Origin of the sequence: Amycolatopsis sp. cmx-8-4 (assembly GCF_046548675.1) — a bacterium.
GTDB lineage: Bacteria > Actinomycetota > Actinomycetes > Mycobacteriales > Pseudonocardiaceae > Amycolatopsis.
This window is the reverse complement of sequence record NZ_JAEBDZ010000006.1, coordinates 305,736-331,901: the sequence shown is the minus strand read 5'-3', so window position 1 is coordinate 331,901 and position 26,166 is coordinate 305,736. Positions and strand designations below refer to the sequence as shown.

The 26,166-nt window shown below is 70.9% G+C and carries 31 protein-coding genes; 16 read left to right on the top strand and 15 right to left on the bottom strand.

Features of this window, described 5'->3' with window-relative positions:
• Positions 1-50: 50 nt before the first annotated feature.
• The gene (locus ACLJQZ_RS15550; RefSeq protein WP_410620678.1) at positions 51-1,349 is read left to right on the top strand and encodes an erythromycin esterase family protein; all 1,299 of its coding nucleotides are present in this window, start codon (positions 51-53) and stop codon (positions 1,347-1,349) included.
• Here the strand turns inward: ACLJQZ_RS15550 and ACLJQZ_RS15545 are convergent.
• From ACLJQZ_RS15545 to ACLJQZ_RS15530, 4 genes are read right to left on the bottom strand one after another with little or no spacing between them, the layout of a single operon-like run.
• Positions 1,339-2,226, bottom strand: coding sequence for an ABC transporter substrate-binding protein (locus tag ACLJQZ_RS15545; RefSeq protein ID WP_410620677.1), 888 nt, complete (start codon positions 2,224-2,226; stop codon positions 1,339-1,341). The genes ACLJQZ_RS15550 and ACLJQZ_RS15545 overlap by 11 nt on opposite strands.
• Positions 2,223-2,915 carry an ABC transporter permease gene (locus ACLJQZ_RS15540; RefSeq protein ID WP_247057413.1) on the bottom strand — a complete coding sequence of 231 codons (693 nt, stop codon included), beginning with the start codon at positions 2,913-2,915 and terminating at the stop codon, positions 2,223-2,225. The genes ACLJQZ_RS15545 and ACLJQZ_RS15540 overlap by 4 nt, the downstream gene beginning before the upstream one ends.
• A complete protein-coding gene (locus ACLJQZ_RS15535) occupies positions 2,912-3,595 on the bottom strand; it encodes an ABC transporter permease (protein WP_328644734.1) in 684 nt (227 codons plus the stop codon). Before ACLJQZ_RS15535 ends, ACLJQZ_RS15540 begins: the two co-directional genes overlap by 4 nt.
• Entirely contained in the window at positions 3,592-4,677 is a 1,086-nt protein-coding gene (locus ACLJQZ_RS15530; protein WP_247057417.1) for an ABC transporter ATP-binding protein, read from the bottom strand. Before ACLJQZ_RS15530 ends, ACLJQZ_RS15535 begins: the two co-directional genes overlap by 4 nt.
• Positions 4,678-4,777: 100 nt before the next feature.
• Here ACLJQZ_RS15530 and ACLJQZ_RS15525 point away from each other — a divergent pair, with 100 nt between their 5' ends.
• Positions 4,778-6,190 carry a bis-aminopropyl spermidine synthase family protein gene (locus tag ACLJQZ_RS15525; RefSeq protein ID WP_410620676.1) on the top strand — a complete coding sequence of 471 codons (1,413 nt, stop codon included), beginning with the start codon at positions 4,778-4,780 and terminating at the stop codon, positions 6,188-6,190.
• Positions 6,191-6,242: 52 nt separating this feature from the next.
• Here ACLJQZ_RS15525 and ACLJQZ_RS15520 read toward each other — a convergent pair whose 3' ends face one another.
• The gene (locus tag ACLJQZ_RS15520) at positions 6,243-7,424 is read right to left on the bottom strand and encodes an NADP-dependent malic enzyme (protein ID WP_410620675.1); all 1,182 of its coding nucleotides are present in this window, start codon (positions 7,422-7,424) and stop codon (positions 6,243-6,245) included.
• A gap of 371 nt (positions 7,425-7,795) precedes the next feature.
• Here ACLJQZ_RS15520 and ACLJQZ_RS15515 point away from each other — a divergent pair, with 371 nt between their 5' ends.
• The 4 genes from ACLJQZ_RS15515 to ACLJQZ_RS15500 all read left to right on the top strand — a co-directional run bounded on the left by ACLJQZ_RS15515 (position 7,796) and on the right by ACLJQZ_RS15500 (position 10,088).
• Positions 7,796-8,401, top strand: coding sequence for a dTDP-4-dehydrorhamnose 3,5-epimerase family protein (locus tag ACLJQZ_RS15515; RefSeq protein ID WP_410620674.1), 606 nt, complete (start codon positions 7,796-7,798; stop codon positions 8,399-8,401).
• 66 nt (positions 8,402-8,467) lie between these two features.
• Positions 8,468-8,881, top strand: coding sequence for an SRPBCC family protein (locus tag ACLJQZ_RS15510; protein WP_410620673.1), 414 nt, complete (start codon positions 8,468-8,470; stop codon positions 8,879-8,881).
• Positions 8,878-9,312, top strand: a complete 435-nt coding sequence (locus ACLJQZ_RS15505; RefSeq protein WP_410620672.1) for a MarR family winged helix-turn-helix transcriptional regulator — start codon at positions 8,878-8,880, stop codon at positions 9,310-9,312. Before ACLJQZ_RS15510 ends, ACLJQZ_RS15505 begins: the two co-directional genes overlap by 4 nt.
• Positions 9,313-9,410: 98 nt before the next feature.
• Positions 9,411-10,088 (top strand): hypothetical protein, encoded by a 678-nt coding sequence (locus ACLJQZ_RS15500; RefSeq protein ID WP_410620671.1) that lies wholly within the window; start codon positions 9,411-9,413, stop codon positions 10,086-10,088.
• Positions 10,089-10,142: 54 nt separating this feature from the next.
• On the opposite strand, the gene ACLJQZ_RS15495 is transcribed toward ACLJQZ_RS15500, so the two are convergent.
• Complete coding sequence (locus ACLJQZ_RS15495; protein WP_410620670.1) at positions 10,143-10,634, bottom strand: hotdog fold domain-containing protein; 492 nt, start codon at positions 10,632-10,634, stop codon at positions 10,143-10,145.
• Between the two features lie 79 nt (positions 10,635-10,713).
• Between ACLJQZ_RS15495 and ACLJQZ_RS15490 the strand changes: the two genes are divergently transcribed.
• Positions 10,714-11,304, top strand: coding sequence for an acid phosphatase (locus ACLJQZ_RS15490; protein ID WP_247057434.1), 591 nt, complete (start codon positions 10,714-10,716; stop codon positions 11,302-11,304).
• A gap of 1 nt (position 11,305) precedes the next feature.
• On the top strand, positions 11,306-11,788 hold the full coding sequence (locus ACLJQZ_RS15485; protein WP_410620669.1) for a GNAT family N-acetyltransferase: 483 nt from the start codon (positions 11,306-11,308) through the stop codon (positions 11,786-11,788).
• A 142-nt stretch (positions 11,789-11,930) separates the two neighbouring features.
• Here the strand turns inward: ACLJQZ_RS15485 and ACLJQZ_RS15480 are convergent, their stop codons facing one another.
• The gene (locus ACLJQZ_RS15480; RefSeq protein WP_326944266.1) at positions 11,931-12,401 is read right to left on the bottom strand and encodes a hypothetical protein; all 471 of its coding nucleotides are present in this window, start codon (positions 12,399-12,401) and stop codon (positions 11,931-11,933) included.
• A 333-nt stretch (positions 12,402-12,734) separates the two neighbouring features.
• Between ACLJQZ_RS15480 and ACLJQZ_RS15475 the strand changes: the two genes are divergently transcribed.
• Both ACLJQZ_RS15475 and ACLJQZ_RS15470 read left to right on the top strand, forming a co-directional pair.
• A complete protein-coding gene (locus ACLJQZ_RS15475) occupies positions 12,735-13,661 on the top strand; it encodes a diacylglycerol/lipid kinase family protein (RefSeq protein WP_410620668.1) in 927 nt (308 codons plus the stop codon).
• Between the two features lie 274 nt (positions 13,662-13,935).
• Positions 13,936-14,190 (top strand): WhiB family transcriptional regulator, encoded by a 255-nt coding sequence (locus tag ACLJQZ_RS15470; RefSeq protein ID WP_247057443.1) that lies wholly within the window; start codon positions 13,936-13,938, stop codon positions 14,188-14,190.
• A gap of 438 nt (positions 14,191-14,628) precedes the next feature.
• On the opposite strand, the gene ACLJQZ_RS15465 is transcribed toward ACLJQZ_RS15470, so the two are convergent.
• Both ACLJQZ_RS15465 and ACLJQZ_RS15460 read right to left on the bottom strand, forming a co-directional pair.
• Complete coding sequence (locus tag ACLJQZ_RS15465) at positions 14,629-16,149, bottom strand: sensor histidine kinase (RefSeq protein WP_410620667.1); 1,521 nt, start codon at positions 16,147-16,149, stop codon at positions 14,629-14,631.
• Positions 16,150-16,151: 2 nt separating this feature from the next.
• Complete coding sequence (locus ACLJQZ_RS15460) at positions 16,152-16,364, bottom strand: biotin/lipoyl-binding carrier protein (RefSeq protein ID WP_326944268.1); 213 nt, start codon at positions 16,362-16,364, stop codon at positions 16,152-16,154.
• Between the two features lie 139 nt (positions 16,365-16,503).
• On the opposite strand from ACLJQZ_RS15460, the gene ACLJQZ_RS15455 reads away from it, so the two are divergent.
• Entirely contained in the window at positions 16,504-16,578 is a 75-nt protein-coding gene (locus tag ACLJQZ_RS15455) for a 50S ribosomal protein bL37 (protein WP_371827656.1), read from the top strand.
• A 66-nt stretch (positions 16,579-16,644) separates the two neighbouring features.
• On the opposite strand, the gene rsrA is transcribed toward ACLJQZ_RS15455, so the two are convergent.
• Together rsrA and ACLJQZ_RS15445 are read right to left on the bottom strand one after the other, a co-directional pair.
• On the bottom strand, positions 16,645-16,965 hold the full coding sequence (gene rsrA / locus ACLJQZ_RS15450) for a mycothiol system anti-sigma-R factor (RefSeq protein WP_247057449.1): 321 nt from the start codon (positions 16,963-16,965) through the stop codon (positions 16,645-16,647).
• The gene (locus ACLJQZ_RS15445; protein WP_326944269.1) at positions 16,962-17,597 is read right to left on the bottom strand and encodes a sigma-70 family RNA polymerase sigma factor; all 636 of its coding nucleotides are present in this window, start codon (positions 17,595-17,597) and stop codon (positions 16,962-16,964) included. Before ACLJQZ_RS15445 ends, rsrA begins: the two co-directional genes overlap by 4 nt.
• Positions 17,598-17,791: 194 nt before the next feature.
• On the opposite strand from ACLJQZ_RS15445, the gene ybaK reads away from it, so the two are divergent.
• The gene (ybaK, locus tag ACLJQZ_RS15440; protein ID WP_410620666.1) at positions 17,792-18,268 is read left to right on the top strand and encodes a Cys-tRNA(Pro) deacylase; all 477 of its coding nucleotides are present in this window, start codon (positions 17,792-17,794) and stop codon (positions 18,266-18,268) included.
• A 424-nt stretch (positions 18,269-18,692) separates the two neighbouring features.
• Here ybaK and ACLJQZ_RS15435 read toward each other — a convergent pair whose 3' ends face one another.
• Together ACLJQZ_RS15435 and ACLJQZ_RS15430 are read right to left on the bottom strand one after the other, a co-directional pair.
• Positions 18,693-19,301 carry an alpha/beta family hydrolase gene (locus tag ACLJQZ_RS15435; protein ID WP_410620665.1) on the bottom strand — a complete coding sequence of 203 codons (609 nt, stop codon included), beginning with the start codon at positions 19,299-19,301 and terminating at the stop codon, positions 18,693-18,695.
• Positions 19,298-20,056: an SOS response-associated peptidase gene (locus tag ACLJQZ_RS15430; protein WP_410620664.1), complete on the bottom strand. Its 759-nt coding sequence runs from the start codon at positions 20,054-20,056 to the stop codon at positions 19,298-19,300. The genes ACLJQZ_RS15435 and ACLJQZ_RS15430 overlap by 4 nt, the downstream gene beginning before the upstream one ends.
• A 113-nt stretch (positions 20,057-20,169) precedes the next feature.
• Between ACLJQZ_RS15430 and rsgA the strand changes: the two genes are divergently transcribed.
• From rsgA to ACLJQZ_RS15410, 4 genes are all read left to right on the top strand, one after another.
• Positions 20,170-21,192, top strand: a complete 1,023-nt coding sequence (gene rsgA / locus ACLJQZ_RS15425) for a ribosome small subunit-dependent GTPase A (protein ID WP_410620663.1) — start codon at positions 20,170-20,172, stop codon at positions 21,190-21,192.
• A gap of 102 nt (positions 21,193-21,294) precedes the next feature.
• A complete protein-coding gene (locus ACLJQZ_RS15420; protein WP_410620662.1) occupies positions 21,295-22,182 on the top strand; it encodes a hypothetical protein in 888 nt (295 codons plus the stop codon).
• A gap of 69 nt (positions 22,183-22,251) precedes the next feature.
• Positions 22,252-23,055, top strand: coding sequence for a hypothetical protein (locus ACLJQZ_RS15415; RefSeq protein ID WP_410620661.1), 804 nt, complete (start codon positions 22,252-22,254; stop codon positions 23,053-23,055).
• A gap of 51 nt (positions 23,056-23,106) precedes the next feature.
• Entirely contained in the window at positions 23,107-23,970 is an 864-nt protein-coding gene (locus ACLJQZ_RS15410; RefSeq protein WP_410620660.1) for an NAD-dependent epimerase/dehydratase family protein, read from the top strand.
• Positions 23,971-24,262: 292 nt separating this feature from the next.
• Here ACLJQZ_RS15410 and ACLJQZ_RS15405 read toward each other — a convergent pair whose 3' ends face one another.
• Together ACLJQZ_RS15405 and ACLJQZ_RS15400 are read right to left on the bottom strand one after the other, a co-directional pair.
• The gene (locus ACLJQZ_RS15405) at positions 24,263-24,754 is read right to left on the bottom strand and encodes a DUF6912 family protein (RefSeq protein WP_247057468.1); all 492 of its coding nucleotides are present in this window, start codon (positions 24,752-24,754) and stop codon (positions 24,263-24,265) included.
• Complete coding sequence (locus tag ACLJQZ_RS15400) at positions 24,751-26,157, bottom strand: WS/DGAT/MGAT family O-acyltransferase (protein WP_410620659.1); 1,407 nt, start codon at positions 26,155-26,157, stop codon at positions 24,751-24,753. Before ACLJQZ_RS15400 ends, ACLJQZ_RS15405 begins: the two co-directional genes overlap by 4 nt.
• Positions 26,158-26,166 lie beyond the last annotated feature (9 nt).

Genomic DNA, 26,166 nt, shown 5'->3' with positions numbered 1-26,166 from the left:
GGCGGCCGGCCCCAGGGTGCGGAGTCCGGGCCCCGGCCAGGATCCTTTCCATGACCAGGAACCGGAAAACCACGGCCGTCCTCGCCGTCGCGGCCATCGCGACCGGGACGCTCTTCGCCCCGGCGACCGCCGAAGCGGCCCAGCCCGGCCCCGTCCGCGCGCTGACGCAGGCGGCGCATCCCCTGCGCACCAACGAACCCGGCCGGGACACCGCCGACCTGCGGGCCCTGGGCGCGATGATCGGCGACGCCCAGGTGACCGGCCTCGGCGAGGCGACCCACGGCTCGCACGAGTTCTTCGCCATGAAGGAGCGGCTCTTCCGTTACCTCGTGGAGCAGAAGGGCTTCACCACCTTCGCCCTCGAAGTGAGCTGGTCCGCGGGCCTCAAGATCGACGAGTTCCTCCGGACCGGCACCGGTGACGCGCGCACGGTCGCCAAGGCCGCGCTCGCCGGCTCGCCGTGGGACCGCGAGGAGTTCGTCCACCTCATCGAGTGGATGCGCGGCTACAACCGCGCTCACCCCACCCGGCCCGTCCACTTCCTCGGCGACGACCTCGGCGCCCCGACGCTCGACGACGCGTTCTTCGGCCGGGTGACCGGCTACGTCCAGCGGACCCACCCCGAGTCGCTGGCCCGGCTCAACGAGCTCTACACCGGCCTGCGCCCGATCGACGACGTCTTCGCCTACGTCGCCAAGCCGCTCGCGGAGCGGCAGCGGCTCGCGGCCCAGGCCCAGGAGGCCCTCGAGCTGGTGCAGAGCTTCGGCGACGACTGGGCGGCGCAGAACGCCCGGTCCATCGCCCAGACCACGAAGTTCCTCACGATCGACCTCGCCGATCCGGCCTCGGTGGCGACGTCCCAGCGCTTCCGCGACGAGGTGATGGCGCAGAACGTCGTGTGGTGGCAACGCCACACCGGCGCCAAGATCCTGCTGTCCGCCCACAACGGCCACGTCGGCTACGCCTCCGGTGATCCCGCGCGGTACCCCAAGACGCAGGGCTCGTTCCTGCACGAAACGCTGGGCGCGAACTACGTCGCCACCGGCTTCACCTTCGACCGCGGTTCGTTCCTGTCACAGGACGAGGCCGGCACCTGGCGGAAGTTCACCGTCGGCGCCGCCGGCCCCGGATCGAACGAGGACACCCTCGACCGGGTCCGCTACCAGGACTACTACCTCGACCTCCGGACCGCCCCGGCCGTGGCCCGCGCCTGGCTGGACGTCCCCCGCCCGACGTACGACATCGGGACGGCGTTCCCCGTCGACCCGGCGGACATCGCGCTCGCGCGGTCCTACGACCTGCTCATCCACCTCCACGACGTGCGCGAAGCGGCGATAGCTAGGACTTGAGGTTGTTGCGGGCCAGGAAGTCTTCGGCGATGTCGAGGGGGTTGCGCTTCTCCTCGGTGAACTCGACGTTCAGCTGAGTGAGCTGGTCGGTGGTCAGCGCCGCCGACACGCGGTTCAGCGCCGCGGCTTCCTGCTCCGACAGCGTTCCCTTGGCGATGAGCGGCACGATGTTCTGCGCCGGGAACATGTTCTTGTCGTCGGTGAGCGGCACGAACCCGTTCGCGGCGATCGTCGACGACGTGCTGAACAGGTCCGCGACCTGGACGTCGCCGGACTTGAGCGCCGCCACCGTCACCGGGCCGCCGGTGTCGGTGGTCCGGATCTCCTTGAACTCGCAGCCGTAGAGCGTCTTGATCTTGTCCTTCCAGCGGCTGCTCCACTGGCCCGGCCCGCCGAACACCAGGTCCTTGCAGCGCTTTCCCAGGTCGGAGAACGTCTTGACGCCGGAATCCGCCAGCTGCTTGCCGACGACGAGCAGGTCCTTGTCCTCGGCCGGCGCCTGGTCCAGCACCTCGAACCCGGCGGGCACCTTGGCCTTCAGCTGCGTGTAGACGTCTTCCGGCTTCGTGGCCTGGGTGTCCTTGTCGAAGTACCGCAACAGGTTCCCGCTGTAGTCCGGCACGACCGACAGCGACTTGTCCTGCAGCGCCTTGACGACGACCTCGCGGCTGCCGACCGGTGGCCGCACGGTGACGTTCATGGCCCCGGCGTTCTTCAGCGCCCCGGCGTAGATCTGGGCCAGCAGCAGGCTTTCGCCGACGTCGGACGCGCCGATGATGATGTCGCCGTTCGAGCCGCCCTCGCCACCACCCGCCAGCGGGTTGCCACAGCCCGCGACCAGCAGCGCGGCAGCGGCGAGGAGAGCCAGCCGTTTCACGCGGTCACCTTCTTGCCGGTCGCCGCGGCCGTCGCCAGCCGGACACCCTTGGGCACCAGCGCGCGGTTCAGCAGTGCGAACAGGACGTCGAGCACGATCGCCAGCAGCGTGGTGAGCAGCGCGCCGGCGATCACCTCCGAATAGTCCAAAATGGCCAGTCCGTCGAGCAGGAACCGGCCCAGGCCACCGAGTCCGACGTACGCGGCCACCGCGGCGGTCGCCACGAGCTGCAGCACGGCGTTGCGGATACCGCCCAGGACCAGCGGCAGCGAGATCGGCACCTCGACCTTCCAGAGCCGCTGCCAGCCGGTCATCCCGACGCCCTCGGCGGCGTCGACGACACCGTGGTCGGTCGCCTGCAGCCCGGCGTACGTGCCGGCCAGGATCGGCGGCACGGCCAGCACGACCAGGCCGATGATCGTCGAGGTGACGCTCTCGGTGAAGAGCAGGAAGAGGAACGTGACGAGACCCAGCGTCGGCAGCGCGCGGATCGCGTTGCCGACGCTCACCAACGCGACGCCGCCGCGTCCGGTGTGGCCGACGAACAGTCCCAGCGGGACGGCGATCACGAGCGAGATCACCAGCGCCAGCACCGTGTAGCCGAGGTGCTCCAGCAGCCGCTGCGGGATGCCGTCCGGGCCGGACCAGTGCGCCGGGTCGCCGAACCAGTGGAAGAGATCGGTGATCATGCGACGGCCACCCCCGTGTTCCCGGCGCGTTCCCAGGGTGTCAGCAGGTTCCGCAGGCCGACGAGCAGCAGGTCGACGACCAGGGCGAGCACCAGCGTCAGCACGATGCCGACGACGATCGGCGAGAAGTACTCACGCTGGAAGCCGTCGGTGAACAGCACGCCGAGGCCGCCGGTGCCGATCAGCGCGCCGACGCTGACCAGGCTGATGTTGCTGACCGACGCCACCCGCACGCCGGCCGCGAGGACCGGGACCGCCAGCGGCAGCTCGACGGCGAAGAACTTGCGCACCGGCTTGTAGCCGACGGCGGTGGCCGCGGCGATCACCGACGGCGCCACCGCGTCCAGCGCGTCGAGCACCGGGCGGACCAGCAGCGCGGTGGTGTAGATCGTCAGCGCGACGACGACGTTGATGCTGTCCAGGATCTTCGACCCGATCAGGCCGGGGATGACGACGAACAGCGCGAGCGACGGGATCGTGTAGAGCAGGTTGGCCAGCACCATGAGCACCGACCGCGCGGGCGCCCAGCGGTGGCCGAACCAGCCGGCCGCGATCGCCAGCACGATGCCGATGACCAGCGGGAGCAGTGCGAGGTAGATGTGGTCGCCGAGGTCGCCGAGGATCTGCTCGCGGTTGTTGCCGCTGCCCAGGTAGGTCCCGAGCTCGTCGAAGAAGCTCATGACGCCTGCGGGGTCGCCTCGATCACATCGAGCACTTGCCGAGCGAGCACGCCGCCGAGCACGCGGTGATCGTCGTCGACGACCACGCCGAGGCTGGCGGGCGACGACAGCGCGGCGTCGAGCGCGCCGCGGATCGGGGTGCCGCGGATCCACAGGGAACCACCGGCGACGAGGTCGTCTTCGGACAGTTCGCCGTCCACTGTGGAGTTCGGCGGCAGCCAGCCGCGCGGCTGCTTCTCGGCGTTGACGACCAGGCGCCAGCCGTCGCTCGCCGGCACCGAAGAGCCGATCTCGACCAGCTCGAGGTCCTTGATCTCGACGCCGTCGGCGGAGAGGAACGACAGGCCGCGGTAGCCGCGGTCGCGGCCGACGAACGACGAGACGAAGTCGTCCACCGGGTGGCGCAGGACGTCGGCGGGGGTGCCGTACTGGGCGAGCTTGCCGCCGACCCGCAGCACCGCGACCTTGTCGCCGAGCCGGACGGCCTCGTCGATGTCGTGCGTGACGAACACGATGGTCTTGCCCAGCTGCGACTGCAGCCGCAGCAGCTCGTCCTGCAGGCCTTCGCGCACCACCGGGTCGACCGCGGAGAACGGCTCGTCCATCAGCAGCACCGGCGAGTCCGCGGCGAGCGCGCGGGCGACGCCGACGCGCTGCTGCTGGCCACCCGAGAGCTGGGCCGGGTACCGCTTGCCGACCTCGACCGGCAGGCCGATGGTCTCGAGCAGCTCGGCCGCCCGCTTGCGCGCCTTCGCCTTGTCCCAGCCCGACAGCAGGGGCACGGTGGCGATGTTGTCCAGGACAGTCCTATGTGGAAAGAGGCCGGCGTGCTGGATGACGTAGCCGATGCCGCGGCGCAGCAGCGCCGGGTCGCCCTCGGCGACGTCCTTGCCGTCCAGCAGCACCTGGCCGCCGGTGGGCTCGATCATCCGGTTGATCATCCGCAGCGACGTCGTCTTGCCGCAGCCGGACGGGCCGACGAACACGGTGATCGTGCCGTCCTCGACCGTCAGGTTCAGCTTGTCGACGGCGACCGTCCCATCGGGATACTGCTTGGTCACGTCGCGGAATTCGATCGTCACTTGCCCACTCCCCGTGTCAGGTCCGTTCGACCGTAGCCGAGTCGGCGGTGGTTGGCACGCTGTTCCGGCAGGTGGAGGACACCGCCTAAGCTCGTGGTCCGTGAAGGCACTCGACGACGTCCTCGCCGCGCACGGCGTCGGCGTCCGCCCGTTGTACCGCGTCATCGACCTGCTGCGCACCGGCGACCACGACCTCGGCGAGCTGGTCCGGCTGAGCACCGCGCCGCGCCGCAGCGTGGAGGACGTCCTCGCGGCGCTGGGCGACGACCTCGACCGCAGCGGCGACCGGCTGCGCCTGTCCCCCGGCGTCGCGGCCTCGTACCTGCAGTACAGCGTCCCCCGCTACGCCGACCCGCTCGACGAAGCCGTGGCCACGCACGAGTTGCTGCCGAAGGTCGCCGAGTGGGTGGCCGAGGTGCCGGCGCCGCTGGCCGCGCTCGACCACGTCCAGGCCACGCCGGAGACGGTGCTGCGCCGCGCGCTGTGGCTGGACGCGCGCTACGACCTGGCGTCCGCGCGCCTGCTGTTCCTCGGTGACCACGACCTGACGTCGCTGGCGGTGCGGGCGATCTGCCCGGCGGCGGACCTGACCGTCGTCGACCTCGACGAGCGCGTCCTCGCCTACCTGGACGACCGCGGCGCCGGCGACATCAAGACCGCGCACGCGGACCTGCGCGTCGGCCTGCCGCCCGCCGTGGCCGGGCGCGCCGACCTGGTGTTCAGCGACCCGCCGTACACGCCGGAGGGGATGGGCCTGTTCGCCGCGCGCGGAGTGCAGGCGCTGCGGGAGCCGAGTGAGGGACGGCTCCTGTTCGCCTACGGCTACAGCCCGCGGCACCCGGCGCTGGGCGCGCAGGTGCAGCGCTCGCTGGCCACGCTCGGGCTGACGTTCGAGGCGATCCTGCCGGGCTTCAACAGCTACTTCGGCGCGCAGGCGATCGGCAGCGCGGCGGACCTGTACGTCTGCCAGCCGACGGCGAAGGCCAGGAAAGTCCGCAGCGGCAAGGCGATCTACACGCACGGGCCGCAGTCGGTGGAAGCGGCCGGGACGAAACCGGCTCTGCTGGAGAAGCTGAAGGAGATCGCCGTCGCGAGCGGGCTCTCGTTCGAGTCGCGCCCGGTGGACTGGTCGATTTCCGGCCCCGAGGGCGACGCGGTCGCGATGGACCTCTCGGCCGACCCCGGCCCGTGGCTGCTGCGCGCGCTGCTGGGCACGAACGCCCGCCGGCTCGCGCTGCTGCTGCCGAACGCGCACCCGGACCTGGCGGACCAGGCGTCCCAGACGTCGCTTGCGGCGCTGGTCGCGGGCAAGTACACCCTGCGGTACCTGCGGAGCACGCCGGACAACCGGCACGCTGTGGTCGTCGCGGACGCGGTGGCGCACCAGAGCGAGGTGCTGACCCGCGCCCACGCCCGCCTGGCGAACGTCTCCCTGGACGTCCCGCCGGACCTCCAGGACCTGCGCCTGGTCGACGTCCCCCGCCACCGCCTCCCCGCCCTGCTCGGCCTCTGAACACGCCAAAAGCGGCACTTTCACGTGAAAGTGCCGCTTTTGGCGGTGACTGTCAGGCCGTGACGCCGTCCGCTTCCGCGGCCTTCGCCACCGCGGCCGCGACCTCGGGGGCCACGCGCGGGTCGAGCGGGCTCGGCACGATCCGGTCCGGGCCCAGGTCGTCCATCGCCACCGAGACGATCGCCTCGGCGGCCGCAAGCTTCATGTTCTCCGTGATCGACCGGGCGCCGGAGTCCAGCGCGCCGCGGAAGACGCCGGGGAACGCCAGCACGTTGTTGATCTGGTTCGGGAAGTCGCTGCGGCCGGTGGCCACGATCGACGCGTAGCGCGCCGCGACGTCCGGGTGGACCTCCGGGTCCGGATTGGACAGTGCGAACACGATGCCGCCGCCCGCCATCCGGCCCAGCAGCGTCTCGTCGATCGTCGCGCCGGACAGGCCGAGGAAGACGTCGGCGCCTTCGAGGGCGTCGGCGAGCGAACCACGGAGGCCGGCCTTGTTGGTCGTCGAGGCCAGCTGCGCCTTGACCGGGTTCAGGCCGTCGCGGCCGGTGTGGATGATGCCGCGCGAGTCGAGCACGGTGACGTCGCCGATGCCGGCCTCCTGCAGGATCCGCGCGCAGGCCACCCCGGCCGCGCCGGCGCCGGAGATGACCACGCGCTGGTCGGCGATCGCCCGGTCCAGCACCAGGTTCGCGCCGCGCAACGCGGCCAGCGTGACGATCGCCGTGCCGTGCTGGTCGTCGTGCATGACCGGGCAGTCGAGCGCCTCCTTGAGCTTGTCCTCCAGCTCGAAGCAGCGCGGCGCGGAGACGTCCTCGAGGTTGACCGCGCCGTACGACGGGCGCAGCCGGACCAGGGTTTCGACGATTTCGTCGACGTCGGTGGTGTCCAGCACCAGCGGGATCGAGTCGAGGCCGCCGAAGGTCTTGAAGAGCACGGACTTGCCCTCCATGACCGGCAGGGACGCGCTGGCGCCGATGTCGCCGAGGCCGAGCACCGCTGTCCCGTCGCTCACCACCACGACCAGCCGGTCCGCCCACGTGTACCGCTTGGCCTTGGCGGCGTCCTCCGCGATCGCGCGGCTCACCTTCGCCACACCGGGGGTGTAGGCGATCGAAAGGTCACGCGGGCTGGAGATCGGGCGGGTGGCCGCCACCGAGAGCTTGCCGCCCTCGTGCCCGGTGAAGATCTCTTCGTCGGTGACCGGCGCAACAGTGCCGGTGGGGTCGTTCATGGGGTTTCCTGTCGTCGTTTCCGGCTTTCCCTCAGTAGGAATGACGGAACTCGCGGTTCGAACGTGGGTCACTCGGATTCTCCTGGGCCTGCGAGCGGGGGGACCAGGCAGCAGGCGAAGGCACACCCTCTGACCTGGGTTCATCCTCCGGCACGGCAGCCCAGCGCGGTAGCGCCGGCCTGTCGGCGAAGCGTCTCGTCGGCCATCGGTGCCGTGGGTGTGGCGATGGCCGCGGACGCGGCGGTCCCCTCATTGTGACAGGAGCCTTGCCGCCGGTGACCCCTCGGTGCGGTTGACGTCACACATTCCCGGCTTTTCCCCAATTACCAAGACGTCCGTCCGGTTTTCTTGGCGCCCGATATGGTGACGCCATGCAATTCCGCCGGCTGAGCGTCCCGGACGCCTTCGAGTTCACCCCCCGGGCGTTCCCCGACGACCGGGGCCTGTTCACCGCCCCCTTCCAGGAAGACGTCTTCCGCGCCGCCGTCGGCCACCGGCTGCGGCTCGGCCAGTCCAACCACAGCGTGTCCAAGCGCGGCTCGATCCGCGGTGTCCACTTCGCCGAGACCCCGCCCGGCCAGGCGAAGTACGTCTACTGCGCCCGCGGGTCGCTGCTCGACGTCGTCGTCGACGTGCGCGTCGGCTCGCCGACCTTCGGGAAGTGGGACGCCATCCGGCTCGACGCCGACAAGTTCAACGCCGCGTACCTCGCCGAGGGCCTCGGGCACGGCTTCATCGCGCTCGAGGACGACACCGCGATGGCCTACCTCTGCTCCGAGCCGTACAACCCGACGGGTGAGCACGGGATCAACCCGCTCGACCCGGCGCTGGACCTGCCGTGGCCGTCGGACATCACGCACATCCTGTCCGAGAAGGACCGCGCCGCCCCGACGCTGGCCGAGGCGGCGGAGCAGGGCCTGCTCCCGGCGTACGGCGACTGCGTCGCCTACTACGACAAGCTGCGCTCGGCTCACTGACCGCCGCCCGGACCGGGTCCGGCGGTCCCCTTGCGCATTTAGTATGCGCGCATATAGTCTGCTCGCATGGCACTTTACGAGTACGAGCACACCGAGACGTCCACCGCCCCCGCCGCCGCGATCTGGCCGCTCTGGGCGGACACCGCCCGCTGGCCCGAGTGGGACACCGCCGTCCGGTCGGTGGTCCTCGACGGCCCGTTCGCCGTCGGCGGCCGCGGCACGATGACGATGGACGGCCTGCCGCCCATCCCGTTCACCCTGACCGAGGTCACCGACGGCCGGAGCTTCACCGACGAGACGCGGCTGCCGGACGCGCTGCTGCGGTTCGAGCACGTCCTGACCGACATCGACGGCGGCACGGCGATCACCTACCGCGTCACGATCGACGGGCCGGAGGAGCTGGGCCCGCAGGTCACCGAGGACACCCCGGACGCCATGCGCGCGCTCGCCAGGCTCGCTGAGACATCCTTGCGGGTATGACCGCCCCGGAGTCCCGCCTGCCCGGTCCCGAGCGCAGCCCCGGCTTCCTGCTGTGGCGCGTGACGCTGGCCTGGCAGCGGGCGATGCGGGCCGCGCTGGCCCCGCACGACCTCACGCACGTCCAGTTCGTGCTGCTGACCACCACGTGGTGGCTCACCCGCTCGGGTGAGCCACCGACCCAGCGGCAGCTGGCCGAGCAGGCCGGCACCGACACGATGATGACCAGCCAGGTCGCCCGCAAGCTCGCCGAGCGGGGGCTCATGGAGCGCGCGGACGACCCGGCCGACGCCCGCGCGAAGCGGCTCCGGATCACCGCGCCGGGCCTGGAGCTGGTCGCGAAGGCACTGAAGGACGTCGAGGCCGCCGACGCGTCGTTCTTCGACGGCGTCGGCAGCGATTTCACGGATTCACTGGCAAAACTCAGCCCGTGAGGGCACGCTCGATTTCACCCGGTCGAGCGAAATTTCGGGACATCCCCTGGGGGCGATCCCGGATGTCCTCCTCGGCCGTCCTCGCCAGGCTGGCTCCCATGAAACTTCTCGTACTGGCCGCGACCGGGGTCGCCGTGGCCGCACTGGGGTCCACTCTCGCGTTCGCCTCGCCGGCACGCGCCGACGAGCTGCCGACGTTCGACTTCACCGACTGCCCGGCCCCGCCCGCGACCGCCGACCCCGGCACGTGGCGCTGTGAAGCCTTTGTCTCCCAAGGAAAACTGACCATCGATGGTTACGAGATCCCGCTCGGGGAGGTGCGGCTGACGTTCAGCGAAGGCCGGATCGACGGCCAGTACGCCCAGGCGTTCGGCGCGCTGCGCCACGCTCCGGCCCGCGTCCCCGGCCTGCCCGGCACGACGATCCAGCTGCGCTACGGCGGTTTCTCGGACTTCCAGAGCAACGACGAGCGCCGCGGCGAACTGGACATCTACGCGGTGTTGCGGAACCCGTTGCTGGGCAACGACTGCAGCATCGGCACCGCGGCGAAGCCGTTGCACACGGTCGTCCACGACGACCCGGCGGTCCCGCCCAAGGTGATTTCCCAGAACCCGGTGACGGCCTACCGCGGTGTCATCGACCCCGACCTGGCGCTGCCGGCGACCCAGGGCTGCGGCCCGCTCGGCAAGCTCGTCGACCGGCGCCTCGGCCTCCCGTCGCCGTCCGGCCAGAACACGTTCCAGCAGACGTCGTACGTGCAGTACAAGCCGCTCTGAGCCCTGCCGCGGCCGGTCGTGAGTGGTAATTCGGGTTAGAACCCGAATTACCACTCACGACCGGAGGGCCGCAGCGGGCTTCTTCGGGGTCACCCAGATGGTGATCGTCCCGGTGACCACCGGCTTGCCGTGCGCGTCGGAGATGGTCACCGGGACCGGGAGCTCGAACCCCTCGTCCCCGAACTCCGGCAGCTCGGGCAGCGACGCCACCGCGCGCAGGCCCGTCTCGGCCTTCGCGACGTACTGGACGTCCATGCCCTTCGGCAGCCAGCGGTGCGTCGCGGGGACGGTCGCCTCCGCGAGCATGCCCATCGCGATCTCGGCGAGGTTGCAGGCCGCGATGGCGTGGAACGTGTGGATGTGGTTGTAAACACCCCACCACTTCGGGGCACTCACCTCGCAGTGCCCGGGACGCAGCTCGCGCACCGAGGGCAGCACCGTGCCGAAGTACGGCACGCGCAGGCACATCGCGGCGCTGAACAGCTGCTTCCCGCCGGGCTTGGCGGCCAGCTTGTGCCACAGCGCGAACGTCGGCGTCTCGGCCATGCGTCTCCCTTGCTTGCCTACTGGCCGGTAGCTAAGCAGGCGCCCGGCCGGGTCGCAACCGGCCGCCTATAGTCGGCGCGTGGCAAATCGGCTGTTCCTCCTCCGCCACGGCCAGACCGAATGGTCGGTCGACGGGCGGCACACCGGACGCACGGACATCCCGCTGACCCCGGCCGGCGAAGGCCAGGCCCTCGCGGCCGGCGGCACGCTCCGGAGCCTGCTCGGCGGGCCGTCGCTGGTGCTGTCGAGCCCGCGCAAGCGCGCGCTGCGCACAGCCGCGCTGGCCGGCCTGCGCGTCGACGAGGTCACCGAGGACCTCTCCGAGTGGGACTACGGCGACTACGAGGGCATCACGACGCCCCAGATCCGCGAGACCGTGCCGGGCTGGACGGTGTGGACGCACCCGGTCCTCGGCGGCGAGAGCGCGGACGAAGTCAGCGCCCGCGCGGACAAGGTGCTCGAGCGCGCTCGCCGTGACACCGAGGCCGGCGACGTGATCCTGGTCGGTCACGGGCACTTCAGCCGGGTGCTGGTGGCCCGCTGGATCGGCCTGCCCGCGACGTCCGGCGTCCACTTCGGACTGGACGCGGCCGGTATCGCGGTGCTCGGCGACGAGCGCGGCGAACCCCAGATCGAACACCTCAACCTGCCACCCTCGCTGGAGGACTGACGTGCCCGACGACCGCATTTGCCGCATCCGGCCCGACGACGTCGAGGCCGCCGTCGGGCTGGTCTACGCCCTCGCGGAGTACGAACGCGCCCCGGACGAGTGCCACCTGACGGCGGACCAGCTGCACGCGGCGCTGTTCGGCGAGGCGCCGAAGCTGTTCGGGCACGTGGCCGAAGTGGACGGCGAGATCGTCGGCTTCGCGCTCTGGTTCCTGAACTTCTCGACCTGGCGCGGCGTGCACGGCATCTACCTGGAGGACCTGTTCGTCCTCCCGGACCACCGCGGCTCGGGCCTGGGCAAAGCGCTCCTGGCGACGCTCGCGGCGGAGTGCGTCGCCAACGGCTACGGCCGGCTGGAGTGGTCGGTCCTCGACTGGAACCCGGCGACGGAGTTCTACAAGGCCCTGGGCGCGGTCCCGATGGACGAGTGGACAGTCGACCGCCTGGCCGACGAACCCCTCCGAGCACTGGCCGCCCAGGCGTAACCCATGTGATCAGCGCCGGATCCCACGTGACCAAAGCCGGATCCAGCGTGATCAGAGCCGTAACTCGCGAGTTCCGGCCCCAATCACGTGAGTTGCGGGCTCAGTCACGTGAGTGGCGGGGCTGATCACGCGAGTTGCGGTGTCAGTCCTCGTCCTGGCCTTCGCGCTCCGCGCGGCGTCCGGCCAGGCCGCCGCGTTCGGCGGCCTCCGTCTCGGACTCGCCCTCGCGCAGGCCCAGGGCCCACTCGCGGGACGGGCGGCGGAACAGCAGCACCAGCGTGACGATGCCGAACAGCGCGATCGGGACGCCCCACACCGGCTCGCCCGACGGACCCAGCAGGTACCAGCCGAGGCCGACCACGATCAGCGCGATCACCACGCCCGGCGAGCGCGCCCAGGTCTGGCCGAGGACCAGCCCCGCCGACGCGGCCAGGAACGCCAGCGCCACGACGATGAACGTGCCGGCCTCGACGTAGACGTTGTTGCCCGGCCGCGCCGGCGTGCCCAGGCCGTTCACCAGCACGATCACCCCGAACACCAGCAGGGCCAGCGACGGCACCCCGGTGACCACGCCGGCCAGCCGGACCTCACGGGGAGCGGGCGAGAGCTTCACAGCGGGGACCTTCCGGGGGGCTGGCCGAGTGCTTTGCGGGAGCACAGCAGACTCGACCAGGGCGAGTAACCGTGCGTGAGCTGATTGGATCGTATGCCACCCGGTCGGCCGTTTTCGCGGGACCGCCCGGGCGTCGAAAATTCAGGTGTCGTCGATGAGCGGGCGGTCGGCCCGGGTGCACTTGTCACGACGAGCGGACACTCGTCACGCGAAGGAGGGCCGCCCGGCACAGGGTCACAGGTGCTGTTCGGAGCGTTGCCGGACCGGTGCTTCCGGTCACCTTGCGCCGCCGAGAGGTTCTCGGGGGCGGCAGGCGTCACCTACCCTGCGGTGGTGCGCGCAATCCTCATCGTGAACCCCCAGGCCACCTCGACCACCGCCGGTGGCCGGGACGTCCTGGCCCACGCGCTCGCCAGCCAGGTCAAGCTCGACGTCGTCGAGACGGACTACCGCGGCCACGCGATGGCCGTCGCGCGCTCGGCCGCGCGGGACGGGATCGACCTCGTCGTGGCCCACGGCGGCGACGGCACGGTGAACGAGGTCGTCAACGGCCTGCTGGCCGACGCCGACGGCGACCCGTCGCAGATCGGGCGGGTGCCCGCGCTCGGTGTCGTGCCCGGCGGCTCGGCCAACGTGTTCGCGCGCGCCCTCGGTATCTCGGCCGATCCCGTCGAGGCCACCCACCAGCTGCTCAACGCGCTGGAGAACGACCGCTCACGCCGGGTCGGGCTCGGCCTGGCCGACGGGCACTGGTTCACCTTCAACGCCGGCCTCGGCTGGGACGCCGACGTCGTCGGCCGCGTCGCGAAGCGCCGGGGCAAGCAGACGACGGCCGGGCTCTATCTACGGGCCGCCGTCCGCTCGTACTTCCGGCCGCCGCTGGGCCGCCCGGCCCTGACGATCCGCGTCCCGGGTGAGGAACCCGCCGAAGCGCTGACCGCTTTCGTGTCGAACACCGATCCGTGGAGCTACCTGGGCGAGCGACCGATCCACCTCAACCCGGGTTGCTCGTTCGAGACGGGATTGGGTCTGTTCGCGTTGAACGGTCTGGGGTTGCCCACGGTGTTCAAGCATGTACGGCGTGCTTTGGCTACGAAGAGCAACCAAAAGGGCAAGCGTCTCGTGCGTCACGACGACCTGCCGATGATCCGCATCGACGCTGCTGAACCGGTAAACTTCCAGGTGGACGGCGACCTCGTCGGCCAGAGGTCCCGGGTCGAGTTCTTCAGCGTCCCGGATGCACTCACAGTAATCGTGTGACGACGGGACAGCTGATCGCCTGCGGCAAAGTGCAATCTGCCGTTCGTCGACGCAGAAGCTCCACTCACCGCATCAGCCTTCCCTTCGAGTGGCTGTGTCGGAGAGAAACCGCAGGTCAGACGTGTCGCTCGGCCGGGTGAGCTGACTCACCGATCTTCAAGAAACACTTGTCCAACGCGGTGCTTCGTGAAAGCATTCACAAGCACCCAAAAAGACGACCGCCATTGACGACTGTGGCGCGGCCCTCCCGCGCCATATGAAGGAGCTCACGAACATGGACTGGCGCCACGACGCGGCCTGCCGAGACGAGGACCCCGAGCTGTTCTTCCCGGTGGGAACCAGCGGTCCTGCTCTGTCGCAGGTTAGTCAGGCCAAGGCCGTGTGCCACCGTTGCACCGTCGCCTCCGACTGCTTGGCCTGGGCTCTGGCCAGCGGCCAGGACGCCGGCGTGTGGGGCGGCATGAGCGAGGACGAGCGACGCGCAGTCAAGCGCCGCCGCACGCACATCGGCACGCGTACCAACGCCTGACTCTTCATCTGGCTACATCGCACAAGCTACACCCGAGCCACCAGGGAAATTCACCCGGGCTGACACTGTCGTGTCCAGGCCTTCTGTGGTGATACCTACCCGGCTCCAGCTTAACAAGTGGGGTGAAACCACCCGGCAACGGGTGCGGTGAAACCTCACCAGGACTTCAAGTCCTCCCGCGAGACGCTGAACGGCCCGGCACCTGCACCCAGGTGCCGGGCCTTCATCGTGTCGTCCTCCCAATCACGCGTGATGACTGCCCAATCACGTGAGTCACACCATCAATCACGCGAGATCCGCACCCGACCACGCCAGAAACGCCCAGAATCACGCCGTTGACGGGAAATGCTCGGTGTTGATCATCGCGAAACCCACCCGATCGAGCGACAAGGTCGATTCAAGCGATTGATTCAAAGCAGCTGATTCACGGGCTTTGATTCAGAGCCGGCGGGAAAGCGGGATCCGCAGCGCGGCTTCCGTCCCGGTCACCCGGGTCGCTGCCTCCTCCGTGCGCACCTTCCGCAACGACAGCGAACCGCGCAGCTCCGACTCGATCAGGGTGCGGACGATCTGCAGGCCCAAACCGTCGGACCGCTCCAGCGAAAAGCCCGCGGGCAGACCGCGGCCGTTGTCGCGGATGACGACGTCCAGCCAGCGCGCCGAGCGCTCCACGATCAGCTCGACCTTGCCCGACCGGCCCGCAGGGAAAGCGTGCTCGATCGCGTTCTGCACCAGCTCGGCCAGCACCATCACCAGCGGCGTCGCGATCTCCGCGACCACCACCCCGAACGAGCCCTTGCGCGACAGCCCGACCTGCGACTCCGCCGTCGCGACCTCGCCGACCATCGGCAGCACGTTGTCGAGCAGCTTGTCGAGGTCGACGCGCTCGTCGACCGAGATGGACAGCGCCTCGTGCACCAGCGCGATCGACGTCACCCGGCGCACCGACTCGGCCAGCGCGAGCCGGGCCTCCTCCGACGACGTCCGCCGCGACTGCAGGCGCAGCAGCGCCGCCACCGTCTGCAGGTTGTTCTTCACCCGGTGGTGGATCTCGCGGATCGTCGCGTCCTTCGACAGCAACGCGCGGTCACGCCGTTTCACCTCGGTGACGTCGCGGACCAGCACCAGCGCGCCCGCCGCCTGCCCGGCCGGCCGCAGCGGCAACGCGCGGAACAGCACCACGGCGCCGCGCCGCGAATCGGCCTCGGTGCGGCTCGACGGCTTCCCGTCGAGGGCTTCGATGATCCGGTGCGACACCTCGGTCGCGTCGAACGGGTCGCGGATCAGCGACCGCGTCAACGGCGCCAAGCGCGTGCCGACCAGGTCGGACTCGTGGCCCATCCGGTGGTACGCGGACAGGCCGTTCGGGCTGGCGAACACGACCGTGCCGCTCGAGTCGAGGCGGATCAGCCCGTCGCCCACCCGCGGCGACGTGTGCGTGTCGGTCGCGTTGGTGCCGCTCGGCGGGAACGTGCCGTCGACGATCATCTGGCACAGGTCGCCGGCGCTGCCCAGGTAGGCGATCTCCAACGGCGAAGGCACCCGCGGCGCGGCCAGGTTCGTTTCGCGGCTCAGCACGGCGACGACGGTGCCGGCGAACGTCACCGGGATCGCCTCCCGCCGCATCGGCAGGTCGCGGTACCAGTGCGGATCCTCTTCGCGGCAGATCCGCACGTCGCGCATGGCCTTCGCCAGCTGCGGGTGCTCCTGGACCGTGAACCGCGTGCCGACGACGTCCTCGGGGTGCGCGGTCGGCGCCGTCGTCGGGCGCGCGTGCGCGACGCACACGAAGTCGCCGCCGTCGGGCTGCAGTTCCTCGCTGACCGGGACCCAGAGCAGGAAGTCCGCGAAGGACAGGTCGGCCAGCAGCTGCCATTCGGCGACGACGGTCTGGAGGTGGTCCGCGGCCTCACCGGGGAGGCCGGTGTTGTCGGCGAGCAGTTCGGCGAGCGTCGACACGGTTACTCGACCGTCCCGAGGACGTCGCCCTGCTGGACGCGGTCACCCTTCGCCACGGCGAGGCTGGTCAGCGTGCCCGCCTTTTCGCTCACGGCCGGCAGCTCCATCTTCATCGACTCCAGGATCAGCACGGTGTCACCCGCGTTCAGCGATGCGCCCGGCTCCGCGACGACTTGGAGCACGGTGCCGACCATCTCGGCCCTGATCTCGGCCATCGACACCCCTCCTCGCGCGACACCCGGACCAGCCCCATCCAACCAGAACGGGACGTCATGACACACTTGAGTGGTTGCCCCCAGCCCGGCAGGCGCCAGCGCCGCGGCCGTGGCCACTTTTTGACGACGAGGAGTAAACATGTCGAAGCGCGCCCGCAAGCGTCGCAGCCGGAAGAAGAACAGCGCGAACCACGGCGGTAAGCCCAACTCCTGAACCGGCGTCGACACCGCAAAGGCCCCCGCACTCCTGCGCGGGGGCCTTCGTCGTGCTCGGGCGCTATTACTCGGAGCGCTGCTCGATGCTGATCTCGGTGCGCTCGACCGTCACGCCGCCGCGCGTGGCGACGGTCTGGCGGATCGACGCGCGCAGCCGGCTCTTGAGCTCGGCGGGGGCGTGGTCGCCACCGCACTTGCGGGCCAGCAGCTGCTTGATGTGCTCGTCGATGCCGTACTCCTCGAGGCACGGCGGGCAGTCCTCGATGTGGTGCCGCAGCGCGGCGTCACGTTCGGCGCTGCATTCCCGGTCGAGGAGCAGGTAGATGTCGGCGAGCGCCTCTTCGCAGCGGACCTTGTCGGACGCGCCCTCGCACATGTCGTTCATCGCCCGGCCACCTCTTCCTTGGCGCCTTCCTTGGTGCCGCGGATGAACCCGCGCTCGCGCGCGACGTCGGCGAGCAGGTCACGCAGCTGGGCGCGCCCGCGGTGCAGGCGGGACATCACGGTGCCGATGGGCGTTTCCATGATCTCGGCGATCTCCTTGTAGGCGAAGCCCTCGACGTCGGCCAGGTAGACGGCCAGCCGGAACTCCTCGGGCAGCTTCTGCAGGGCGGCCTTGACGTCGGTGTCGGGGAGATTGTCCATCGCCTCGACCTCGGCCGACCGCAGCCCGCTCGAGGTGTGGGCCTCGGCCTTGGCGATCTGCCAGTCCGTGATCTCCTCGGTGGGCTGCTGCACCGGCTGCCGCTGCCGCTTGCGGTAGCCGTTGATGTAGGTGTTCGTCAGGATGCGGTACATCCAGGCCTTGAGGTTCGTGCCGGCCTTGAACGACGCGAAGGCGGCGTACGCCTTCAGGTAGGTCTCCTGGACCAGGTCCTCGGCGTCGGCGGGGTTGCGGGTCATCCGCATCGCGGCCGAGTACAGCTGGTCGAGCAGCGGCATGGCGTCCCGTTCGAAGCGCTCGGCGCGCTCGGCTTCGGTCGCTTCTTCCGGCGCTGAGTTCTGCGTGCTCGGCAAACCGTTCCCTTCCCGCTCGGCGTCGATGCGCGTGTACGCATACGGCGACGTCGAGTTTACGCGGGGGCCGGGCACACCGCGGGTCGCCGGTGCCTCAGGGCGGCGGCTGCTGCGAGAGCGTGTGGTGGCGAGGGTTGTGGTCACGTCCGGTACAACCGATCGGACTACCCGGGCATTCCCTAGACTTCCGTGCCATGGCTGGCAAGGGCACCCCGGCGACCGCGCTCCTGACGAAGCAGAAGGTGGCGCACACGCTGCACGCGTACGCCCACGACCCGCGGGCCGAGTCGTTCGGCCTGGAGGCCGTGGAGGCCCTCGGCCTGGACCGCGCGCGGGTGTTCAAGACCCTGGTGGCGGAGGTCGACGGCAAGCTGACGGTGGGCGTGGTCCCGGTCACCGGCCAGCTGGACCTGAAGGGCCTGGCGGCCGCGGCGGGCGGCAAGAAGGCGAAGATGGCCGATCCGGCGGCCGCCCAGCGGGCGACGGGGTACGTGCTGGGCGGCATCTCACCGCTGGGCCACCGAAGCCGGCTGCCGGTGGTGATCGACGCCTCGGCGGAGAAGTTCGAGACGGTCTACTGCTCGGCGGGGCGGCGAGGGCTGGAGGTCGAGCTGGCACCTGGGGAGCTGATCCGGCTGACCGGCGCGGTGGTGGCACCAATCGCGGCCTGACCTGCGCAAATACAGCAACGTCGACCTTCGGGCAGCCCCAGCCCGTCCCGGCAGGGCCCCGGCAAAATCGGTTCAAGCGCCCGCCAGAGGGTTTCCGGAATGGCCAACACACGGCCCGGAGCAGCCAACACGGTGACGGGAACCGCCAACACGCCACCCGGAATGGCCAACACGGCACGCGGCGTCGAGGGCGTACCCGGTTGCCGGCGTGTTGGCCGTTCCGGGCGCTGTATCGGCCACTCCGGGCGCTGTGTTGGCCGTTCCCGTCCTCGGCCGTGTCCGCCTGGGTACGACTTCACCGAGGCCCTGGCCCGGCCCGGGGCCGGCCCTCGCGGCCCGAACTCCGGTAGCCGACGATGGAGGTTTCGGGACGTCGGACGTCCCGAATCCTCCATCAACGAAGCCAGGACGTCGGCAACGACCTTCAGGCCAGCGGGCGCAGCACCCGCGACAGCCACTCCGTCGCCGCGCGGGACACCTTCTCCAGGTCCTTGCCCAGGCTGTGGTCGCCGTCCACCAGGACCAGCTCCTGGTGCGGCCCCGGCTTCGGGCGGCCGAACGGGTCGCGCTCCCCCTGGATTACCAGCGTCGGGACCTCCACCGCGTCGAACTCCGGCTGGCGGGTCTTCTCCGGCTTGCCCGGCGGGTGCTCGGGGAACGCCAGGCACAGCACCGCCACGGCCTGGCCCGCCGACGCCGTCCGGCAGGCCACCCGGGCTCCCGACGACCGGCCGCCGAAGACGAACGGGAGGCCGTCGAAGCGCTCCGACAGCTCGTCGGCGATCGTCAGCCAGGCCGCGTCCAGCTGGTTCGCCGGGGCCGGCGCGCGGCGGCCCGCCACCTTGTACGGCTGCTCGACCAGCGCCACGTGCACCCCGGCCGCGGTCGCCGCGCGCGTCACCGCCACCAGGTCCTTCGCATCGATGCCGCCGCCCGCGCCGTGGCCCAGCATCAGGACCGCCACGCCTTCCTCGGCGCAGTGCAGGTAGACCCGGGCCGGGCCGTACGCGGTCTCGATCGGCAGGGCCGTCATGACTTCGGCGCGTCGAAGAGGGCGGCTTCGTGCTGCGGGTCGACGCGGTCGAGCAGCTCGGGTCCGTTGTTGCGGACGTTGTTGACCAGGCTCGACACCGGCCGCAGCTCCAGCGACGCGACGATGTCGTCGGGCGTGGGCACCAGCAGGTCGGTGACGTCGTCGCGGTCCGGGTCCAGCCAGCCGTCCCAGTGGGCCCGGGGCACGATCAGCGGCATCCGGTGGTGGACATCGGTGAGCTGCCCGGCGGCGTCGGTCGTGATGATCGAGAACGTGATCAGCGGCGCCGCGTTCTCGTCGTCCTTCGGGTGCCAGCTCTCCCAGATCCCGCCGAACGTGAGCGACGCGTCGCCGGGGCCGGTCATGTAGAACGGCTCCTTCTCCTTGCCCGTGCGGCGCCACTCGAACCAGCCGTCGGCGGGCACCAGGCAGCGGCGGGACACCAGCGCGCGGCGGAACGCCGGCTTCTCGGCGGCCGTCTCGGCGCGCGTGTTGATCATCCGCGAGCCGACGGACGGGTCCTTGGCCCAGAACGGCACCAGGCCCCACTTCATCAGCCGCAGCGAGCGCTCGGCGGGCTCGTCCTCGAGGACCTGGCCTTCGTCGTCACGCGGGTGCCGCTGCACGACGGTGACGACGTTCTTCGTCGGTGCCACGTTGTGGTCGGTCTGGGCCCGGCCCTCGGTGAGGTCGATCGCCTCGAACTCCTCGATCAGCTTCGCCGGGTCCTTCGTGGCGGCGTAACGGCCGCACATGGCCAACCTCCTCATACCGGAGACGTCCGGGACGCCATCGTTACACGCAGGCCAGGGCCCTGGCGAGCGGCATGGGATCATTCGGGGCACCGGTGCACAGGAAGGCGGACGGTTTGGCGAGCAACGACTGGAGCAAGCTGGACGAGTCCGACGTCCGCGTCCGCCCCGGCAAGGGCACCCGCCCCCGCAGCAAGCGCCGTCCCGAGCACGCCGACGCCGTCTCCGCGATGGTCATCGGCAAGGACCGCGGCCGCTGGACCTGCGCGATCGACGCCGACCCCGGCCGGGTGATCACCACGATGCGCGCCCGGGAGATGGGCCGCACGCCGGTGGTGGTCGGCGACCGGGTCGGGGTGGTCGGCGACGTCTCCGGCAAGCCCGACACCCTCGCGCGCATCATCCGCGTCGACGAGCGCACCAGCTCCCTGCTGCGCACGGCCGACGACACCGACCCGTTCGAGCGGCTGGTCGTCGCGAACGCCGAACGGCTGCTGATCGTCACCGCGCTCGCCGACCCGCCGCCGCGCAGCGGGTTCATCGACCGCTGCATCGTCGCCTGCTACGCGGGCGGCGTCGAGCCGGTGCTGTGCCTGACGAAGGCCGACCTCGCCAGCCCGGACGAGCTCCTCGCGAGCTACGCGGGCCTCGACATCCCGGCGATCGTCTCCCGGCAGGACGAAACGCCCGAAGGTCTCGCCGAGATGCTCAAGGACCGCGTGACGGCCCTGGTCGGGCACTCCGGCGTCGGCAAGTCCACCCTGGTCAACCGCCTGGTGCCGGACGCCGACCTGGCCGTCGGCGTGGTGAGCGGGGTCGGCAAGGGGCGGCACACGTCCGTCGCCGCGGTGGCGCTGCCGCTGCCGGACGGCGGCTGGGTGATCGACACCCCGGGCGTCCGCTCGTTCGGGCTGGCCCACGTGACCGCGGACGACATCGTCGACGCCTTCGAGGAGTTCGCCGCGGCCGCCGAGGAGTGCCCGTCGGGCTGCGGCCACCTCGGGCCGCCGGAGGACCCGGACTGCGCGCTCGACGACGTCGTCACCGACGGCCAGGCGGGGGCCGACCGGCTCGCGTCCCTGCGGCGCCTGCTGGCCTCGCGCGGCGGACTCGATATGACCCGCCCCACGGAATCCTGAGACAACCGGGAACCGGCTCCGCACCGTCATCGTCACATCGGTAACCAATCACCCGATCAGGCGATATGCCGAGCGGAAGATCCAACTCCTGAGGGGATTTCGATGCGCAAGACCACCCTGGTCGCCGCGGGCGCCGCGCTGGTGCTCACGCTGACGGCGTGCAGCGGCAACTCCGGCACCGCCGAGCCGGCCGCCGCGGGCAGCAACCAGTCCCAGGCCGACGGCGGCAGCGGCCTCGCGTCGCCGTTCACCGACGCCATCCAGCTCGCCTCGGCGTCCAAGCAGGGCACCGAGAAGTCGAAGTCCGCGAAGTTCACGATGGAGAGCTCGGTCGGCGGCCAGTCGATGACCGCCTCGGGTGCGATGAGCTTCGACGGCGCGAACACCAAGATGTCGATGACGTCGAACGCCGCCGGTCAGCAGAGCGAGATCCGGATCGTCGACGGCGCGTTCTACATCAAGATGCCGGCCGAGCAGGCCAAGCAGCTCGGTGCGGGCAAGGCGTGGATCAAGTTCGCGCCGGGCGGCGACGACCCGTTCTCGCAGATGCTGGGCAGCAGCTCGCAGTCCGCTGAGCAGAGCGACCCGAGCAAGATCCTCGACCAGGTCTCGAAGACCGGCCGGATCGTCTCGTCGGACCAGACCGAGCTGAACGGCCAGAAGGTCAACCACTACGTCGTCGAGATGGACGTCGCCAAGTCCATCGACGAGTTCACGAAGTCGATGCCGGAGGCGAGCCGCGCGAAGGTCGCGGAGGCGCTCAAGGGCAAGGACGTCAAGATCCCGGCCGAGTTCTGGCTGGACAAGGACAACCTGCCGGTGCAGGTCACGATGGACCAGGGCCCGCTGATGCAGGCCATGGGCGTGCCCAGCGCGGACGGCTCGAAGTTCACGATGAAGTACACCGACTGGGGCACCCAGGTCGACGTCGCGGCCCCGCCCGCGGACCAAGTGGCCGACCTCGGCGAGCTGCTCAAGGGCGGCCGCTGACCAGCGACCGTGCGTGACCAGCGGCTCCCCCGAACGGGTTCGGGGGAGCCGCTGTGTTTTGGTTGGCGCATGCGCAAAGCCGCCGTCGTGCTGCTGCTCGCCCTGCTCGCCGGCGCGTGCGACAGCTCCGCTTCACCGCCACCCACGTTCACCGACGCCCGCGCGCTGGCCGACGCCGCGACGGCGGCCACCACGAGCGGCGGGTCGGCGAAGTTCGCCACGGACGTCGCCGTCGGCTCGGTCCGGTCGAAGGGCCAGGGCCAGGCGCGGTTCGGCGCCGGCGGGACGTCCCAGGTGATGACGACCGACTTCATCGGCGAGCCGATGGAGCTGCGGCTGGTGGCCGGGAAGCTGTACGCGAAGGTGCCGGAGGGCTCGCGCGACCAGGTCGGCACGGCCAAGCCGTGGGTCGAGGTCGCGCCGGACGGCACCGACCCGTTCTCCCAGGTGCTCGGCGGCAGCCTCGGGCAGCTGGCGGCCCAGAACGACCCGGCGCACACGCTGCGCGAGGTCGCGGCGGCGGGCACGATCGTCGCGGCCGAGCGCGGCGACCTCGGCGGAGTGGCCGCGGAGCACTACCGCGTCGACCTCGACCTGGCGAAGCTCGGCGCGGACCTGCCCGCGGGCCTGGCCGCGGACGAGGTGGGACAGCTGGGCGGCAAGTTCCCGGTCGAGCTCTGGCTGGACGACACCCACCGGCCGCTGCAGATCGTGCTGGACCTGTCGCCGATCCTCGCGGGCCCGGGCGGCTCGGGCGGCTCCCCGGGCTCCCCCGGCTCCGGTGCGAAGATCACGACCCGCTACACGGAGTGGGGCGGGCCGGTCGACGTCCAGGCCCCGCCACCGGACCAAGTGGGGACGCTCACACCGTAGTCACGTTCCCGGCGACCGCCTCGTCCACGCGGGGACGAAGGGAGTCAGGACATGCGGGTGATGGTGATCGGGGCGACGGGCGTGCTGGGCGTCCCGGCGGTGACGCGGCTGCTGGAGGCCGGCCACGAGGTGAGCGGGCTGGCCCGCGGCGCGGATCGCGTGCCGGCGGTCCAGGACACGGGTGCGCAGCCGGTGCTAGGCGACCTGTTTGACGAGACGTCGCTGGCCACGGCGTTGCGGGGGCACGACGCGGTCCTGAACCTCGCGACGCGCATCCCGGGCCCGCGCGAGATGACGCGCAAGGCGGCCTGGGCCGAGAACGACCGCGTCCGGCTGGCGGGCAGCGCGGCGTTGGCGGCGGCGGTGCGGCAGGTGGACGAGCTGCGGACCGTGGTCCAGGAGGGCATTTCGTTCGTCTACGCGGACGGCGGCGACCACGAGCTGGACGAAGAGGCGCCCATATCGCCGCGGGGCGTCACGGCGTCTTCGGTGCGGGCGCACGGGAACGTGGCGGCACTGGAGGCTTCGGGCCGGACGGTGATCAGGCTGCGTATCGCGAACCTGGTGGGGGCGGGCGCGCTGCTGTCGCCGCTCGTCCTGGGTTCCCGAAAGGATTGGACGACGGCGATCCACCCGGCCGACGCGGCGGCGGGCGCGGTGGCTTCGCTGAAGGCGCCTTCGGGGATCTACAACGTCGGGGCGACGCCGGTGCCGAAGGAGCACCTGGGCCGGGTCATGGCCGAGGCGGCGGGAGTCCGGAAGGCGCGGACGGTGCCGAAGTGGCTGGCATCGCGGCTGTCGCTGGCCGAGCCGATGGCCCGGTCGCAGCGGGTGGTGTCACGGAAGCTGGCGGAGGCGACGGGCTGGCGGTGCGAGCTGCCGGAGCCGGGCCCGGAGTGGTTCGAGCCGCGCTGAGGGTTCGAGCCGCGCTGAGGGGTTCGGGCCTGAGCCGGCGAAGACCGGCCCCCACCCGATCCCTGGGGGGCGTGCCCAGGTCCAGTCTACCGGCCCACCCGGACGGAAACCCCAGATCAGCGACTAGGCGCGGAAGTTGTCCACATGCATATAAGCCTGTGGACAACTCGAGGCGCGCAGGTCAAGCCGGGCAACTCGACCCGACAGCCCAAACCGCACAGGTCTAGTCGAGCACCTCAAGGCCGACAGCTCGAGCCGGATAATTCGAGCCGGCCAGCTCAAGCCCAGCAACTCAGAGCAGCTCCAGCAGGAACGGCAGCTCCTGCGGCGCGTACCAAGCCAGCTCGTGATCCTCGGCGTCGCCCAGGATGAACTCCGCGTCCAGATCCCCCAGGTCGGCCGCGTCGATCACGCCCGCCGCCGCGGAGACCGCGTCCGCCGCCTCCGGGCTGTCCACGTGGACCGCCGCCACCGCCGACAGCGGGATCGGGCCGCCGATGCGGACCACCGGGGCGTCCAAGTCCGGGCGCAGCGTGATGCCTTCGACGTCCGCCGACACCACCACCCGGCGGGGCTCGCCCTTCTCCTCCGCCGCGATCAGGCGCAGCGAAGCGCGGGCCGCGTCCAGGAGCGCCGCGTACTCGAGCTCCTCGTCCGACCCGCTCACGTACGTCTCGCGCAGCGCCGGGGTCAGCGCGAACGCCGTCCCGTTGCGCGCGCGGAACTCCCCCGACGCTTCCAAGTCGCGAAGCATCGCGATGGTCGCAGGCAGATAGACCCTCACCAGTGCGCACCCTTCAGCTCTTCCAAGGATTCTTCGATCATCCCGGCCAGCAGGTCGACGTCGAACGCGGCCTTGCGGTCGCCGTTGAGTCCGAAGTAGACGCCGCCGTGGTACGACGTCACCCCGATCGCCAGCGCCTGGGTGCGCATCAGCGGCATCACCGGGAACATCTCGACCAGTCTCGCCTCTCCCGCGTACATCGGCACCTGCGGGCCCGGCGAGTTGGTCACCATGACGTTGAAGATCCGCCCCGACAACGACCCCGCCGCACGTGCGCCGAGGGAATGCAGGGTAGCCGGGGCGAAGCCGCCGACCTTGAGCAACCCGCGCGCGGCGACCGAACGGCCCGAGTCGAGGTGTTCGGTCATCGCGTGCCCGATGTGCTGCAGCCGCAGCACCGGGTTGGGCTCGCCCACCGGCAGGTCCACCAGGTACGCGGCCACCTGGTTGCCGACCAGGCCCGGCGTCGAGTACTCCGCCGTCTCGGCGTCGCGCACCGCCATCGGCGCCAGTGCCCGCACCGTCGCGTCGGGGGTCAGCGTCTCCTCGCGCGACAGCAGCCACTCGCGCAACGCGCCGGTGATGGCCGCGAGGACGACGTCGTTGACCGTGCCGCCGTGCTCCGCGCGGATCTTGCGGAAGTCCTCGAGCCGCGTGCGGACCACCGAGAACACGCGCCCGCCGGACACCCGGACGTTCAGCGGCCCCGGCGGCGCCGGGTTGACCAGCGTGCGCAGCGCCGACGCCACCCCGCCGACGGTCTCGGCGAACTTGCCGGCCGCCGCGACCGCGTCGTTCGCCGCCGACCGGACGTTCTCGACGACCTCGGCCGGCCGTTGGACGCCCTCGCTGACCGCGTCGAGCACCAGCTGGGTGCGGCTCGGCTCGCGCCGCGGCGTCCAGATGTCCTCGAACGGCTCCGGCTCGGCCGGGGTCGGGTCGAGGATGAGCTGGCCGAGCTCGATCGTGCCGACACCGTCCACAACGGACTGGTGCGTCTTGGTGACCAGCGCGATCCGGTCGCCGGACAGGCCCTCGATGAAGTACGCCTCCCAGAGCGGCCGCTCCGGCGCCAGCCGCCGCGACATCAACCGCGCCACCAGGTCGAACAGCTGGTCGTCACGGCCCGGCTGGGGCAGCGCTGAGCGCCGGACGTGGTAGTTCAGGTCGAAGTCGACGTCGTCCACCCACACCGGCCGCGCCAGGTGCCCCGGCACCTCCGCGACGCGCTGCCGGTACCGCGGCAGGTACGCCAGCCGCGCGCCGACGAGGTCGAGCAGCTGCGCGTAGGTGAACCCGGAGCGTGGCCGCTCGAAGATCGCGACGCCGCCGACGTGCATCGGCGTCGCGTGGTCCTCGACGTAGAGGAACGAGGCGTCCAGCGCGGAAAGGCGGTCGGGCATGGGCCGATC